General features: G+C 33.0%; 14 protein-coding genes. 9 read left to right on the forward strand and 5 right to left on the reverse strand.

Going from position 1 to position 15556, the window contains the following annotated elements; genetic code table 11:
- Positions 1–34 precede the first annotated feature (34 nt).
- The 9 genes from BUA98_RS08450 (at position 35) to BUA98_RS08495 (ending at position 8090) form a co-directional block, all read left to right on the forward strand.
- A complete protein-coding gene (locus BUA98_RS08450; RefSeq protein ID WP_072971161.1) occupies positions 35–1306 on the forward strand; it encodes a sterol desaturase family protein in 1272 nt (423 codons plus the stop codon).
- Positions 1307–1315: 9 nt separating this feature from the next.
- Positions 1316–1993, forward strand: a complete 678-nt coding sequence (locus BUA98_RS08455; RefSeq protein WP_072971162.1) for a lysoplasmalogenase — start codon at positions 1316–1318, stop codon at positions 1991–1993.
- Positions 1994–2123: 130 nt separating this feature from the next.
- Positions 2124–2576 (forward strand): 2-dehydro-3-deoxyphosphooctonate aldolase, encoded by a 453-nt coding sequence (locus BUA98_RS08460; RefSeq protein WP_072971163.1) that lies wholly within the window; start codon positions 2124–2126, stop codon positions 2574–2576.
- A 28-nt stretch (positions 2577–2604) separates the two neighbouring features.
- The gene (locus BUA98_RS08465; RefSeq protein ID WP_072971164.1) at positions 2605–3168 is read left to right on the forward strand and encodes a hypothetical protein; all 564 of its coding nucleotides are present in this window, start codon (positions 2605–2607) and stop codon (positions 3166–3168) included.
- 92 nt (positions 3169–3260) lie between these two features.
- Positions 3261–3602, forward strand: coding sequence for a hypothetical protein (locus BUA98_RS22345; protein ID WP_072971165.1), 342 nt, complete (start codon positions 3261–3263; stop codon positions 3600–3602).
- Positions 3603–4389: 787 nt separating this feature from the next.
- On the forward strand, positions 4390–5187 hold the full coding sequence (locus tag BUA98_RS08480; RefSeq protein ID WP_208857979.1) for an arylamine N-acetyltransferase family protein: 798 nt from the start codon (positions 4390–4392) through the stop codon (positions 5185–5187).
- Between the two features lie 263 nt (positions 5188–5450).
- Positions 5451–6269, forward strand: coding sequence for a 3-deoxy-8-phosphooctulonate synthase (gene kdsA / locus BUA98_RS08485; protein WP_072971167.1), 819 nt, complete (start codon positions 5451–5453; stop codon positions 6267–6269).
- 18 nt (positions 6270–6287) lie between these two features.
- Positions 6288–7193: a hypothetical protein gene (locus tag BUA98_RS08490; protein WP_072971168.1), complete on the forward strand. Its 906-nt coding sequence runs from the start codon at positions 6288–6290 to the stop codon at positions 7191–7193.
- Positions 7194–7412: 219 nt separating this feature from the next.
- On the forward strand, positions 7413–8090 hold the full coding sequence (locus tag BUA98_RS08495; protein ID WP_072971169.1) for a YiiX family permuted papain-like enzyme: 678 nt from the start codon (positions 7413–7415) through the stop codon (positions 8088–8090).
- A gap of 116 nt (positions 8091–8206) precedes the next feature.
- Here BUA98_RS08495 and BUA98_RS08500 read toward each other — a convergent pair whose 3' ends face one another.
- From BUA98_RS08500 to BUA98_RS08520, 5 genes are all read right to left on the reverse strand, one after another.
- A complete protein-coding gene (locus BUA98_RS08500; protein WP_072971874.1) occupies positions 8207–9595 on the reverse strand; it encodes a M28 family peptidase in 1389 nt (462 codons plus the stop codon).
- Between the two features lie 85 nt (positions 9596–9680).
- Positions 9681–11609, reverse strand: a complete 1929-nt coding sequence (locus tag BUA98_RS08505; RefSeq protein WP_072971170.1) for a discoidin domain-containing protein — start codon at positions 11607–11609, stop codon at positions 9681–9683.
- A gap of 30 nt (positions 11610–11639) precedes the next feature.
- On the reverse strand, positions 11640–12425 hold the full coding sequence (locus BUA98_RS08510) for a glycerophosphodiester phosphodiesterase family protein (RefSeq protein WP_072971877.1): 786 nt from the start codon (positions 12423–12425) through the stop codon (positions 11640–11642).
- 93 nt (positions 12426–12518) lie between these two features.
- Complete coding sequence (gene bglX, locus BUA98_RS08515) at positions 12519–14819, reverse strand: beta-glucosidase BglX (RefSeq protein WP_072971880.1); 2301 nt, start codon at positions 14817–14819, stop codon at positions 12519–12521.
- A 10-nt stretch (positions 14820–14829) separates the two neighbouring features.
- Positions 14830–15543: a carboxylesterase family protein gene (locus tag BUA98_RS08520; protein ID WP_072971171.1), complete on the reverse strand. Its 714-nt coding sequence runs from the start codon at positions 15541–15543 to the stop codon at positions 14830–14832.
- Positions 15544–15556: the final 13 nt, after the last annotated feature.

Below are 15556 nucleotides of genomic sequence, written 5' to 3' on the forward strand. Positions count from 1 at the left end.
TATTCTATATTTGAATATTTTATAACATTTTTTTATGGAAGAATACGGAAAAATATTAATTATTGCCACACCTATTTTTTTAGTTTTAATTATAATTGAAAAAATTTACGGCATCTATAAAAAAGAAGATACTGCGCCCTTAATAGACAGCGTATCGAGTATCAGCTCCGGAATTACTAATTCCGTTAAAGATGTTTTAGGTTTAAGCCTGACTTTTATTTCCTACGAATGGCTGGTTTCTAATATTGCACTTTATCATCTTGAAACCAATGTTCTCTCCTATTTTATTGCCTTTTTTGTTATCGATTTTTACGGATATTGGAGTCATAGATGGGCACATCAAATTAATTTTCTTTGGAACAAACATGCCATTCATCATAGTAGTGAAGAATTTAATTTGGCCTGCGCCTTACGTCAGCCCATTGCGAGTTTAGCTAATCTGTTTACTTTTTTATTGATTCCGGCGGCATTATTAGGCGTTCCGGCTTCTGTAATTGCGATTACTTTGCCTCTCCATTTATTTTTACAATTTTGGTATCATACAAAACACATTAAAAAAATGGGAGTTCTTGAAAACATTCTAGTAACTCCTTCACATCATCGTGTACATCATGCCATAAATCCGGAATATTTAGATAAAAACCATTCGCAAATCTTTATTTTTTGGGATAAACTTTTTGGTACTTTTCAGGCCGAATTAGATGATGTTCCACCGGTTTTCGGAATCACAAGACCAGCTCATACCTGGAATCCGATTAAAATTAATTTTCAGCATCTTGAGCTACTAATTAAAGATGCCTGGCGGGCGGAAAGCTGGAAAGACAAGCTTACCATCTGGTTTAAACCAACCGGCTGGCGTCCTGAAAATTTTGAAGAAAAATATCCAGTACACAAAATTGAAAATGTTTATGATTTTGAAAAATACGGTACACAAAATTCTCAAAAGCTTATTTACTGGTCAGTTGCTCAGGTATTAATAACGCTTTTATTTGTAACGTATTTGTTTGATAATATTGCAAAAATTGGTCTGCCGAACATCTTCATCTATGGCTTTTTTATTCTAATTACTATTTACAGTTATTGTGAATTGATGGATAAAAATAAATATGCCCTTTTTTGGGAAGGATTGCGTTTTATCACAGCCATTGCAATTATAACGTATTATGGGGATTGGTTTGGCTTAAATCAGGTTTTTCCTTTCTCAAATTATATTATATTAGGTTACTTAAGTCTGTCATTCGTGACATACGCTTATTTTATTACAAAAGATTTTAAAACTACCCAAAATCAATTAATAAATTCATAACCCCCAATTATGAGAAATTCCACCATTTTTAAAATTTACGTTGCTTTTAGCATACTCTACCTAATTATTTTACTTGCCGAATATGAAACTTTAGATCTCTTTTTAAAACCTGTTTTAATTCCGTTATTAGCGTTTGGTAATTATTTTTATCGAAGTTTCTCCACTAAAAAGGCACTTTTAGCTGCTTTATTATTTTCATGGATTGGAGACGTAATTTTGCTTTTTGCCGATATCGCTGAAATTTATTTTATACTTGGCCTCGTTTCCTTTCTAACGGCCCATATTATTTATTGCGTCTTGTTTAACAAGCAAATAAAATCCAGAGTTCATAAAAACAAAATTACTTTTGCAATTGGAAGTCTTCTTGTCGCATTCTATCTTATCGGAATGCTTTCTATTTTATTACCTTCTTTGGGCGATTTGAAAATACCGGTTATTATTTATGCGAGCGTAATTTCAATCATGCTTTTATTCGCTTTTAACGGATTTTTAGTTTGGCAAAAACCAGGAAATAAATACATTTTTGTGGGTGCCATTGTTTTTGTAATTTCAGATAGCATTTTGGCGATCAACAAATTCTATGCACCAGTAGAAAGAAGTTCCTTTTTTATTATGCTGACTTATCTTGTGGCACAATATCTGATTGTAGTTGGAATATTAAAACTGAATCCCAAAAAAGCAGAATAGCTTATAATGGCACACGGATCAAACGGATAGGAAAGGTTTTCACCGATTTATTTTTTTAATCTTTTAATCCTTTAATCTGTGGCAAAAACTATTTTACTCTTTACATTTGTAAGACCAATACTCTTAAACCATGAAAAAAATAGCTTTTTTTATCATTTTACTAATTACTGCAACCTCTTGCGTGAGTTCAAAATCGACTTTAAAAAATGTTGATGATAATGCTCCTGATTTGGTTTTAAAAAAAGACAACACTTTTGCCATTACACTTTTTAGCAAAGACAAAAAATACGGCTATGATCCAGATTATCCTGTAAATATTTTTTTCCGAAATACCCGAGACGAAGCTTTGAACGAAACTCGTTTTCTAAACGCTCTTGCCGGTCCAAACGGTGAAAAAATAACTTATAAAAGATTAGAAACCTGCTGTCCTTTTCCAACGAAAAGAAGCGATATGGGTGCTGGTTTTTTAAATGTATACGAATTAACATGGCCAGGGCAAAAGAAACCTATTACCCTTTATTTGAATGTTTACGAAAAAGGAATTTTGATGGTTCCAATGGGATTGAGTTTGAAGAAGGAATAGAAATTACTAAAAACGACAAAAAATAAAAATGAGCATTTTCAATCAAGTATTAGAAAGATCAAAGTTAAATAAAGAATTAATAGGAGTTTGGAAATATCGCGACGATGATAAGTTCTGGTGTGGTTATGTTATTGATTTTAATGAAACTCTTATCAAAATTCAGCATTATACAAGTTTCGGAAAACCTGACGGACAAATCATAGCTCAGATTTCAGCAATTCAAAATGTTGATTTTAATGATGATTATGCAAAGGCTATGCAAGTCGTTATTGATTATTCGAAAGAGTTAGAAAAAGAAGAAAAAATTAATATTGCTATTTCTGATAATGATAATTGGGATTATGAAATTATCAAACAAATGGAAGGCAATTTGGATATTATTACAAGTATTGAAATTAATAACTCTGATTATTTTTCGGGATTTGTTATTGAAGTTTCAGAAAGCGACTTTATTTTAAATTGTGTTGGTAAACTAGGCCAGGATGAGGGACCTGTAGTGTATAAAATTGAAGATGTTACTGGTTTTAGAATAAATGACATTGATAATCGTAAAAGGGCAATGTTGTATAAATGGAGGAAATCTAGCCTTTAAATATCCTTTAAACCAATTTTAAATCAAGAAAATTCGCATTTTGATTAAATGAGAAGAAAAATTAATAGAAACCATTATTAAAAATTAAGTTTATGTTAGGAATACTATCGTTAATCTTAATGCTATTCCCTTTACTTTTTCAGTTTATATATGGAACAAAAGCCATTCGCAAAACAACTTCGATGACATTTGGAAAAGTGTCTTTGACAAGTTTTATTTTACAAATACTATTTTCAACTGCTATTTTTGGCGTTGCTTATTATAATTTTTCGAAATATTTTGATGAACATCCAAACAAGACCAGATGTCTAACACCGATCGCGGGTTTAATATTTCTCCTTGTATTCTTGACTATTGTTTTATTCGTGACAATAGCTGTCCAGTATTTTATAAAAATAGGAAAAGAAAATAATCTGAGATCAAATAAATCGTAATGAACACAAGAATAGCTTTTTTTATTTTTCTAATTCTATCCTTCACAATATTTCCATATTGCATTATTTATCTGCAATCAGATTTTTTATCATCAATAATTCCAGGCTGGAATACAAATATTACTGGAATAAAAATAGTTTCAAACTTAATTAAGTTTCTAATTCTGAGCATTGTTACTTTTTATTATTGGAAGCTTTCTAAAATTAAATTAGAAATAAATTATAAAATATTTTTGATTCACTTACTATTAACCTTTCCTGCAATTATAGCTACAAAGCTTTATTTGTATGATTTTATTAATATGAATTTTAAAGATCTTGAAGGTTTTACATCTCAAATTAAAATAGTTGTTTACATACGTATTTTTACCAATATTCTTTTCTTACTTGGACAAATCCTGTTCTGGATATTTTATGTGAGATTTCTAAAAAATAATTGATTTTTTGCTTTATTTAAAACATTCTTTATAAATTTCAAGTATGAAAAAGATTATAAAAAATAAACAAACGGTAATTGAATCTGTAGCTAAAATGGTTGCTGATAAAAATGCCGTGCGTTTTTTTTGAAAGGTAAGGCTTCCATAGAATCATTAAAAGAAAAAGGAATTAGACTTGCAAATCCCTTATAATTTTATAGAAATAAATTTAAATTATTTTTGATAAAGGCACAATTAGGACGCTCACGCTAGCGCAAGGAGTGCTACCTTAAAATCTCAAAAAAAATAAGTTAAACTCTTCCTTCTACTTATTTAAATGCTTTAATTTTGATTGTATAGAAAAAATTAAAATGGCACCATCAAAAAATCAATATAAAATTGAAGCAGAAAATTTCAATTTACAGCAATACTTAGACAGAATCAAATTTTCAGGAGAAATTGAACTAACTATTGAAGGCATTACAAAACTAATGCGCAGTCAACTATTTAGCGTTCCTTTTGAGAATATTGATGTTCAGGCCGGAAAAGTTATATCATTAAACGGTGATGATATTGTAAATCAAATTGTGAATCTAAATCGAGGCGGTTACTGTTATCAGATCAATGGTTTATTTTCATTGGCTTTGCAGGAAATTGGTATTCCGCATTATTATGTTGCGGCGCGCCCTTTGGTAAATCCCGGACAGAATGCTAAAACACATTTGGGTATCATTGCGACAATTGAGAATGAAGATTATCTGATTGATTTAGGTTTTGGAGGAAACAGTATTAGACAACCTTTGAAACTGAGTGAAATTGGAACTGAGATTCAGCACGATTCTGATACTTTTACATTGGTAAAAACAGAAGATAATGATTATCTACTCCAAATACTGATTGCACAAGAATGGACTAATTTATATTCGTTTGATTTGTCACCACAAAGATGGATCGATTTTAAACCTGCCAATTATTACAATTACTCACATCCTGATTCGGTTTTTACCCAAAAATTAATTGTGGTGCTACAAAATCCGTTGGGCAAAAAAATATTATCTAAAAATTCCTTAAAATCAGTAACAAACGGAATAACTGAACTTCTTTCTTTTGAAGACGAACAATTAGAAAATATATTAGTATCAGAATTCAATTTGAAAGTAGAATCTTAGAACTTTACAATTCAAAACTTCTTGAAAACTCTTAATTCCACTAAACTCCTAGCCCTGATAGAAGTGGAAATCCTTTTTTGAGAAAGCCTATTTTTTATGGTTTTTGCAGAGCGACCGGAGCAAGCTCCTGCAAAGACCAATAAAAAAAGGTTTTGGAGAAAAAGATTGCAACGGATAGCAGGATTAGCTTCTTAAAATAATCTTAAATCCTCATCCGCTATTCATAAATCATAACTACCTTTGCACTGTCAAAAAATCATATTATGAACATACAACATATTCCACAAATTAAGCATACTGATAGTGGTAATTTCTTTTTATTGGCGGGACCTTGCGCTATTGAAGGAGAAGAAATGGCTCTCAGAATTGCTGAAAAATTAGTTGGTATTACCGACAAACTTCAGATTCCTTATGTTTTTAAAGGATCATTTAAAAAAGCCAACCGTTCTAGAATCGATAGTTTTTCTGGAATTGGTGACGAAAAAGCATTAAAAATTTTAAGAAAAGTTTCAGAGACTTTTCACGTTCCAACTGTAACAGATATTCATACCAATGAAGATGCTGATATGGCGGCACAATACGTAGATGTATTACAAATTCCGGCTTTCTTAGTACGCCAGACTGATCTTGTTGTAGCTGCGGCTAACACAGGAAAAGTGGTGAACTTGAAAAAAGGACAATTTATGAGTCCTGAAAGCATGAAACATGCAGTTCAAAAAGTATTAGACTGTCATAATGAAAATGTTATGGTTACAGATCGTGGTACTATGTTTGGTTACCAGGACATGATTGTTGATTTTAGAGGAATTCCTACTATGCAACAATATGCTTCGACGGTTCTTGATGTAACACACTCATTGCAACAGCCAAACCAAACTGCGGGTGTTACGGGCGGAAGACCTGATATGATTGAAACTGTTGCTAAAGCGGGTATTGCTGTAGGTGTTGATGGTATTTTTATCGAAACTCATTTTGACCCTGCTAATGCAAAAAGCGATGGTGCTAATATGCTTCATTTAGACTATTTTGAAGGTTTAATGACTAAATTGGTTGCCATTAGAAAAACAGTTAACTCATTCTAATTTTTTAATACACGTTCATTGAAAACAAATATTTTATTTTTCTTCCTGCTGTGTTTTTCATTAAACACTTTTGCTCAGGAAGAAATCGCAGTAGAAAGATACACAGCGCATAATAAAGGCAAATTTTTCGTTTCCTGGGGTGGTAACAGAGACAGTTATACTGAATCTGATGTAAATTTCAGAGGAAAAGATTACAACTTTACGGTTGCTGATATGAAAGCTCATGATAAACCAAAAGGATACCATATTGATTATGTGAATCCGGCAAACATGACTATCCCACAAACTAATTTTAGAATGGGGTATTTCTTTAACGACCACTATAGCGTTTCTATTGGTTGGGATCACATGAAATATGTGATGACACAAAATCAAATAGCTAATGTTACTGGTACTATTAATTTACCTGTTGATCAGGCCGGATCTTTTTACAACGGAGTTTATAATAATACACCTGTAGATATGTCTCTATATGGAGCTCAGGAAGGTGGTTTTGATCAAGGTACTGTTCAGGGAAACCCTCCTGCATTCTTAATGTACGAACATACAGATGGTTTGAACTATATTAATACTGAGGTTTCCAGACATGACGATATTTCGAAATGGTTTGGTTTACCAAATACAGATAAAGTTCAGATCAACTTAACTGAAGGTTTAGGTGCCGGAGTTTTATATCCTAAAACCAATACTACTCTTCTAGGAAAAGAGCGTCATGACGATTTTCATATTTCTGGTTACGGTTTATCTGCAAAAGCGGGAATCAACTTTACTTTTTTCAAGTACTTCTACTTGCAAGGTGAGTTAAAAGGAGGTTACATTAACATGCAGGATATTAGAACTACAGTAAGCAATGAAGACAAAGCTTCGCAAGACTTTTTCTTCTTTCAAAGAATTATTGCTGTGGGAGGAATTTTTAGAATCTAACATCTCATAAAGTATACTTAAAAATAGTTATCATTTTGGTAACTATTTTTTTTTGTTTTTTATTTGCTAAGCTTTGTATGAGAAAAGAATCTCGCAATCCCGATATTTATCGGGAGCAAAGGCGCAAAGTTTTTTTAGCTTTAGCGATATACATTAAGTTTTACTATTTTGTAAAAAACTTTAATTGATACTTTTATTAAAACAAGTTAATACCATAAGATGAAAAAATCAAAATATCTATTTCCAGTTATTACATTCTTGCTCAGTTTTGGATGTGCTTTATTTGTTGCGATGAAGGTTTTTCCAAATAATCCTTTTTCTGGAAAAAAGTCTGAAAATGCTATTTCGGATAAAATTCATGATGGAGATCTTATCTTTCAGACATCAGAATCAAAACAATGTGAAGCAGTAAGAATTGCTACCAACTCTAAATTCTCGCATTGCGGCATTATTTTCTTCGTCAATGGCGGACAATTTGTTTTAGAAGCGGTACAGCCTGTAAAAATAACACCTCTTGAAGAATGGATCTCTCACGGAAAAGATCATAAATATGTTGTGAAGAGACTAAAAAATACCGATACCGTTTTGAACGAGGAAACTCTTGATAAGATGAAAACGTATGGTAAACAACTTCTGGGGAAGGAATACGATGCTTATTTTGAATGGACGGATAACCGAATTTATTGTTCTGAATTAATCTGGAAGATTTATAAAAATGGAGCCGGAATAGAATTATCAAAATTAAAACAATTGAAGGTTTTTAATTTGACTGATGAAAGAGTTCAGAAAATAATTAAGGAACGATATGGAAACGATATTCCGCTAGAAGAAAAAGTGGTTGCGCCATCTGATCTTGTTGATTCTAACTTACTAAAAACTGTTATTAATACATATTAAAAAACAAAATGTTTTTAGACCAGGGATTTTATGTATAAAACAGATTTTTACAAATAGATTTCATAAAAAAAAGCGATGATTACTCATCGCTTTTTCTTTATAAATTAAATCTTTAATTAATTCGCTGTTGGAAGAACAATTCCTGATTGATCAATTAAATAAATTAATGATGTCATTGTCGCAGCTCCTAATTCTAACTCTCTTTTGTTAATAGCATCAAATTTATCGTTTGCTGCATGGTGATAATCAAAGTAACGTTGTGAATCTGGTTTTAAACCTGCTTTAACGATTGTTTTAGACGTTAAATGACCAATATCTGAACCTGCGTGACCAATTGTAAAACTATGGACTAAATAAGGTTCAAAAAAGTCTTTAAATCCTTGTATTTTCTTGAAGTTGGCATCATCAGCTTGTATTGAAAACCCTCTTGGCGTAAATCCGCCTGAATCACTTTCTACGGCCAAAATATGATTCTCGTTCTTTTGTTTTGAAACTTCTTCATATTTAGCACCACCCTTTCCGCCGTTTTCTTCGTTCATGAATAATACTGCACGAATTGTATTTTTAGGTTTGTAGTTTAAATTTTTAAGAATTCGCACCACTTCCATACTTTGTACTACTCCTGCTCCATCATCATGAGAACCGTCTGCAAGATCCCAGGAATCTAAATGGCCACCAACAACAATAATGTTCTCCGGTGTTACTGTTCCAGTCAATTCTCCAATTACATTATAAGACAATACATCTGGCAAAGTCTCACAAGATTGTTTAAAATAAAACTTTAAAGCTGGATTAACTTTTAAAGATTTACTTAATAATTCAGCTCCATTTGTACTTATTGCAGCAGTTGGAATATATTGCTCTTTTGGCAAATCACCATAACTTTGTGCTCCGGTGTGAGGAAAATCATCTAAACGTAAATTCATTGAACGAACAATAGTTCCTACAGCTCCAAATTTAGCTGCCTCTTTTGCTCCTGCAAACCTTTGATCTACACAAGCACCATATGATGTAAAAGTTTCGATATTTTCTGGGTTCATTGGTCTGTTAAAAAACACAATTTTCCCTTTTACTTTATCTCCTAATATTTTTAATTCATCGATACCCTGTACTTCAACAACTTCAGCAGTAAGCCCTGTTTTTGGCGTTGCAACTGATCCTCCTAAAGCACAAATTGGCACAGCAGTTTTAATTTTATTATCTAAAATAAAAGCCGTTTCTTTTTCGCCACGAACCCAATGAGGTACCATAACTTCCTGAAGGTATACTTTATCAAGTCCTAATGTTTCTAATTGCCTTTTAGTGTATTGTACTGCTTCTTCGGCAGTTGCAGAGCCAGATAAACGAGCTCCGATATCATTAGATAAATACTCTAACCAAGTATAGCATTTTGACTCGGTTAAAGCCTTTTTATAGAATAATTTGATGTTTTTTTCATCATTTGACTGTGCAAAAGATGTCAATCCGTTTAAAACTAAAACAGTTAAAAGAATCGTTTTTTTCATAGGTTTAATTATGTTTTTTGGGTTGTTGCACAAAGGAACAAAATTCTTTAGACCTGCCACAGATTTCATTGCAACTTTTATCAAATTATTTTACCTCAATTAACTTGTTTTGTATGCCAATTCCATTTTCATTAAATGCCTCAATCGTAAAGTAATATTTTGAGCCTTTATCTAAACCTCTAAAGTCATATGAAGCCTCATCATACACCATAATACTGTTGTATAATTTATCAGGACTTATTCCGTAATAAATGTTATAACCAACTGCATCTGGCTGTTTTTTCCAGCTAATCATTGCATTTCGGGAATCTTTTGCATTTCTGGTCACTTTGAAATTAGAAACTGCTTTTGGTTTTACTGCTAATCCATTTCCAAAAACTCTAAAATCTGAAACTGCAAACAATCCCGAAGCATTATGAACATTTACCATTTTGATATAACGTGCTTTAATTGACTTTGATAATTCTACATAATCATGCGGAACGTCTTTTGCATTTTGCGATTTATCAACCACTAATGTCCAGTTTTGAGCATCATCAGACATGAAGATTTTATATTGATAATAAATATCCATAGCCTTGTTGTACTGTGTTGCTTTATGATCAGCATAATTGATTTGAAGTGCATTAATCTCCATTTGTCTGCCTAAATCAAGTTGCATCCATTCATCCGGTGCGTCTGTTTTTGCCGACCAATAGGTTTGAATATTTTCATCGGTTAAATTCTCAGGACCATAACAGAACTTTTCGTATACTTTTTTACCTCCGTTATCCATTCTGTGTGTTTCTACTTCCATGCATTCTTCTGATGAAGAAACGGTTACTGGTTTTTTGTATGAAAGCAGCATCCATCCTGATGAAGCTCCTTTTGTTTGATCGCGCTGACTTGTTGGAAGTACAATTGGGAAATCTCCATAAGAAGTTATCGAATACATTACATCATCTTTATCAAATCCTGCAGGAAACATATCGATACGACGCTCAAAGCGGTCCTTTATGGAGATTTTACAGGTTCCGGTGTTCCAGTAATTTCCGTAATTATCTGCAAAAGTATTTCCGTGACCGGCTCCAATTACAAATCCGCCTGGTTTGTAGGACATTGGATTATGCTTTTGATACGTAAATGGTCCCAAAGGATTATCTCCAACATGAACACCGTTTGCATAGCCTTTGAATTCAGTTGCTGGTGCGCCATATTGCATATAATATTTACCATTGTGTTTGGTCATCCAGGCACCTTCAATAAAATTCCCCCAAGGTGCAGGCTCCATATCATTGTTTGGACCGAAGCGTTCCCAGCCGTGATTTGAAGGATCCAAAATAGCCACTTCTTTTACCTGACCATATGGGCGCTGAATATCTTCTACTTCTGTTGCCTTGTATAATTTTTCATAATCTGCCTGATTTCCTTTTGGAAGCCAGGTATTATAATCCACTTCTACCCCAACTAAAGGTAATTTTCCACTTGAACCGTAATACATATATACTTTTTTATCGTCATCCTGAAAAATTGCAGGATCCCAGGTTGGCAGCATCGCTTTATCAACGTGTCTTAACCATTGTCCTGATTTTGGATCGGCTGTTTTCCAAATTGGATGATCTCTTTTCCAGGTTGAACCCACATAAAATAATGTATCATTTACGACCCATGCCGCTGGCGCACACTGATCATCATCTCCTGGTTTTCTTTGAAAACTACCATAAACAAATTTCCAATCTGACATGTCTTTACTCCAAAAGAATCCAGCCTGATTTGTAGCAAATAAATAATATTCTCCTTTAAAAGTAATTATAACCGGATCCGCGCTTGAACGGCGTGATTCCGGAATTCCGTTATGATTGTGTGTTGTGTAATTGTAACCAATATTAATTGGGTTGCAATAAGTCGTTGCCGGTTTATTCGGATCGAACCATTCCGTTTTTCCCGGAATATTCGTTTTTTGTGCGAAAACATTGTTGTTGAAAATCATCAAAAACAATAGAATAGATAGTGTGAATTGATATACTTTTTTCATAGTTTCATTTTATTTGGAAAGTTTAAAAGATTATTTTTTCTCCTTTATTCTTTCTTTTAATAGTTCAGGTTCATTTGTGGTTATGTAATTGAATTTTTGCTCAATAATCCAATCCATATCAGAAGCTTCATTAACCGTCCAGGCATTTAGAATAACTTTATTATCTTTTGCTTCTTTCACCCATTCCGGATGTTTTTTAAAAACAGAAAAATGATAATCAACACCTGAAATCTTATCTAATTTTACTTCTTTTGGAGATTTATTACCTTCCAAATATTGTAAAACTGTTTTCTGATCCACTTCTCTAATTTGTTTTAAGATTTCGTAATCAAAACTGATATAACAGGTAATTTTATCAGCATGCAGTTTTTTGATTATTTCAACCGTTTTTAAGGCTGTCTTTTTACCTCTTTCCTTACTTAGTTGTGATGGTTTTATTTCGCAGACCAAAAGAGTGTGTTTGTTATTTCTTTTGCCTTCCGTAATATACTCGTGCAGTCTTGGCAACTTCTCTCCATTTGAAAGTTTAAACTTTATTAAATCTGCATAGTTAGTTTCTTCAATAAGCAATTTGTTATAATGCGCATCGTGATTGATTACAAGCGAATCATCAGCTGTTCGCCATACGTCAAATTCAGAACCTGGAAGTTTTAAATCAATTGCATGTCGCAAAGAGGCGATAGAATTTTCAGGAAGATTATTCTTTTTCCATGCCCCACGATGTGCAACAATAGCATTTTTTTCCACTTCACAAGACTGAAAAATAACTGTCAACATGAATAAAAGAGATACTTTAAATTCGTTAGAAATTTTCATTGTTTTAAAATTTATCATTTTTTAAAAAGTTCTTTTTATGAAAAAGCCCTTCGTTAACCAGACGAAGGGCTAATTACTAATCTAACAAACCAACTATTTAGTTAACTCAAAACTAACTTTCTTATCTGCAGCTGAGTTTCCTCCAACGAAAACATCAAACTGTCCAGCTTCTGCTACGAATTGTAAGTCAGAATTATAAAATTTTAAATCTTCAACCGTGATATCAAATGTCACAGTTTGTTTTTCACCTTTTTTAAGTGTTATTTTTTGGAAATTTTTCAATTCTCTAACCGGTCTTGTTACTGAACCTACTAAATCTCTGATGTACAATTGAACAGTTTCTTTTCCGTCATAATTTCCTGTATTGGTAACATCAACAGTAACTTTCAATTTTCCACTTTCATTCATCTTATCTGATGAAATTTTTAGGTTTGAATAGTCAAAGTTGGTATAACTTAAACCAAATCCAAATGGGAATAATGGCTCGTTTCTTTCATCTAAATAATTAGATCTGAATTTTTCGAATTTACCTTCTGTATTTGCCAAAGGTCTTCCTGTGTTTTTGTGTGCATAATAAATTGGCACTTGTCCAACGCTTCTTGGGAAAGTTGTAGTTAATTTTCCAGAAGGATTTACATCTCCAAATAAAACATCAGCAATAGCATAACCAGCTTCAGTCCCGGCAAACCAAGCATTTAAAATAGCAGGAACCGTTTCGTTTTCCTCTTTTAAAACTAACGGACGACCTTCAAATAAAACTAAAACAACTGGTTTTCCTGTTTTTAATAAGGCATTTAACAAGTCTTTTTGAGCTTGTGGAATTTCTAAATTTGTACGACTGCTAGATTCTCCACTCATTTCTGCAGATTCTCCAAGAGCTGCTACAATAACATCAGATTGGCTGGCTACTTTTAAAGCTTCTGCCAATAATTCTTCTTTAGAGCGACCATCGCGGTGTAAAGTTTTACCAAACATTGTCGCGTTAGTTTCAAAAGTTTCATTATAATCTAAATTACTTCCTTTTGCATACAATACTTTTGTAGAAGGTCCTGCCACTTCTTTGATTCCTGCTAATAATGAAATAGCATTTTCCATTTTAGTAGCAACACTCCAGGTTCCTGGCATGTTTTCTTTTGCATCTGCCAATGGCCCGATAAGTGCAATTGTACCAGATTTTTTGAGAGGCAATACCTGATTTTGATTTTTTAACAAAACCAGTGACTGTGCTGCAATCTGACGTGCTTCTTTTCTGCTTGCTGACGTAAAAATCTCTGTTTTAGCTCTTTTTTCATCGCAATATTTGTATGGATCGTGGAATAATCCTAAATCATATTTTGCTTCCAAAATAAGTTTAACAGCATTATCGATTTGCTCGATCGTTACTTTTTTCTCGTCTAACGATTTTTTCAAAGTTGTTAAAAAACCTTCACCAACCATATCCATTTCTACACCGGCATTTAGAGACAAAGCTGAAACCGCTTGTAAATCGCCCATACCATGTTCGATCATTTCGTTGATTCCTGTAAAGTCAGTTACTACGAAACCTTTAAAGCCCCACTGTTTTCTTAAAACATCTGTCATTAACCATTTGTTTCCAGTTGCAGGAATTCCGTCAACTTCGTTAAAAGAAGCCATTACAGTACCTACACCAGCATCAACAGCTGCTTTGTAAGGAGGAAAATAATCATTGAACATTCTGATATGACTCATATCAACTGTGTTATAGTCACGACCTGCTTCTGGTGCTCCGTATAAAGCGAAATGTTTTACACATGCCATAATCGAATTATTTTTAGAAAGATCATGTTGCTGGTATCCGTTTACCATTGCTTTTGCAATCTTGCTTCCTAAGTAAGGATCTTCACCTGAACCTTCAGAAATTCTTCCCCAACGAGGATCACGGGAAATATCTACCATTGGCGAAAATGTCCAGTTGATTCCATCAGCACTTGCTTCCTGAGCCGCAATCTGAGCACTTCTTTCGATCAAATTCATATCCCACGTACAAGATAATCCTAACGGAATTGGGAATGTTGTTTCGTAACCGTGAATGACATCCATACCGAAAATCAATGGAATTTTTAAACGGCTCTTTTCAATGGCAATTTTTTGTACTTCTTTAATTTTTTGAACAGATTTAATATTGAATAAACCACCTACTTTACCTTCAGCAATTTTTTTAGCCACATCAGAACTGTTTGCTTGTCCTGTCGTAATATCTCCAGAAGTTGGTAAATTAAGCTGACCTAATTTTTCGTCTAAAGTCATTTTTGACAAAAGCTCAGCTACAAACTCTGATTTTGGTTTAATTGTTACTGTGTTTTTAGTGTTCTTTTTTTGAGCATAACCCAAAACAGCACATCCTAAAAAAAGTAAGACTAATTTGTTTTTCATTCTAATATATTTATTTATTCGTATTCGTTTTAATTTGTTTAAACATCCAGTTATAAATTTCAGGATTGTCATAAACTCTTGACCAACTGTCGTGGCCTGCATCGTCAAAAATGGTCAATTGAACATCTTTAGCATTGCATTTTTTTAATTCTTTGTAAATCGTTATGGCATAATCAACCTTTACTACATCATCTGCCAATCCATGAAAAATTCTCGTTGGAATATTGGCAATTTTGCAAACACTTTCTAACTCAATCAAATCAACAAACCCCGAAATCGGAACAATTGCTGCAAACTTATCAGGATAGGAAAGCGCCAAATTCCAAGCTGCCCAGCCACCCGAACTTAAACCGGTAACATAAATTCTGGCAGCATCAATTTTATTTTCTCTTTGAACTTTTAGAATCAATTCATTAATAGATTCAATGTCCCAACTCTCGTCTTCTTTACATTGAGGAGCCAAAACGTAAGCATTTAATTGATGGTTTTTTAAATATTTTAAAGGGCCATGAATCTTTACTTTTTCAATGTCAGTTCCTTTTTCTCCGTCACCAGAAATAAAAACTATTAATGGCTTTTTCTCTTCTATATTAGCCGGTTTGTGCAATATATAACCTAATTCATGTTTTACGACTTGGACCGTTTTTATTGATCCTGTAGTTTCGCTTTGTGCAAAGCTCAAAACAGAAAATAGCAGTATCAATAAAGTTATTTTGTATTTCATTTACTCAAAAAGG

This window comes from Flavobacterium saccharophilum, from assembly GCF_900142735.1.
In the GTDB taxonomy this organism is placed as follows: Bacteria; Bacteroidota; Bacteroidia; order Flavobacteriales; family Flavobacteriaceae; genus Flavobacterium; species Flavobacterium saccharophilum.

Bases quoted from the DNA above. Each gene is read 5' to 3' on its own strand.
- BUA98_RS08450 (WP_072971161.1), top strand. From the start codon at position 35: ATGGAAGAATACGGAAAAATATTAATTATTGCCACACCTATTTTTTTA.
- BUA98_RS08455 (WP_072971162.1), top strand. From the start codon at position 1,316: ATGAGAAATTCCACCATTTTTAAAATTTACGTTGCTTTTAGCATACTC.
- BUA98_RS08460 (WP_072971163.1), top strand. From the start codon at position 2,124: ATGAAAAAAATAGCTTTTTTTATCATTTTACTAATTACTGCAACCTCT.
- BUA98_RS08465 (WP_072971164.1), top strand. From the start codon at position 2,605: ATGAGCATTTTCAATCAAGTATTAGAAAGATCAAAGTTAAATAAAGAA.
- BUA98_RS22345 (WP_072971165.1), top strand. From the start codon at position 3,261: ATGTTAGGAATACTATCGTTAATCTTAATGCTATTCCCTTTACTTTTT.
- BUA98_RS08480 (WP_208857979.1), top strand. From the start codon at position 4,390: ATGGCACCATCAAAAAATCAATATAAAATTGAAGCAGAAAATTTCAAT.
- kdsA (WP_072971167.1), top strand. From the start codon at position 5,451: ATGAACATACAACATATTCCACAAATTAAGCATACTGATAGTGGTAAT.
- BUA98_RS08495 (WP_072971169.1), top strand. From the start codon at position 7,413: ATGAAAAAATCAAAATATCTATTTCCAGTTATTACATTCTTGCTCAGT.
- BUA98_RS08500 (WP_072971874.1), bottom strand. From the start codon at position 9,595: ATGAAAAAAACGATTCTTTTAACTGTTTTAGTTTTAAACGGATTGACA.
- BUA98_RS08505 (WP_072971170.1), bottom strand. From the start codon at position 11,609: ATGAAAAAAGTATATCAATTCACACTATCTATTCTATTGTTTTTGATG.
- BUA98_RS08510 (WP_072971877.1), bottom strand. From the start codon at position 12,425: ATGAAAATTTCTAACGAATTTAAAGTATCTCTTTTATTCATGTTGACA.
- bglX (WP_072971880.1), bottom strand. From the start codon at position 14,819: ATGAAAAACAAATTAGTCTTACTTTTTTTAGGATGTGCTGTTTTGGGT.
- BUA98_RS08520 (WP_072971171.1), bottom strand. From the start codon at position 15,543: ATGAAATACAAAATAACTTTATTGATACTGCTATTTTCTGTTTTGAGC.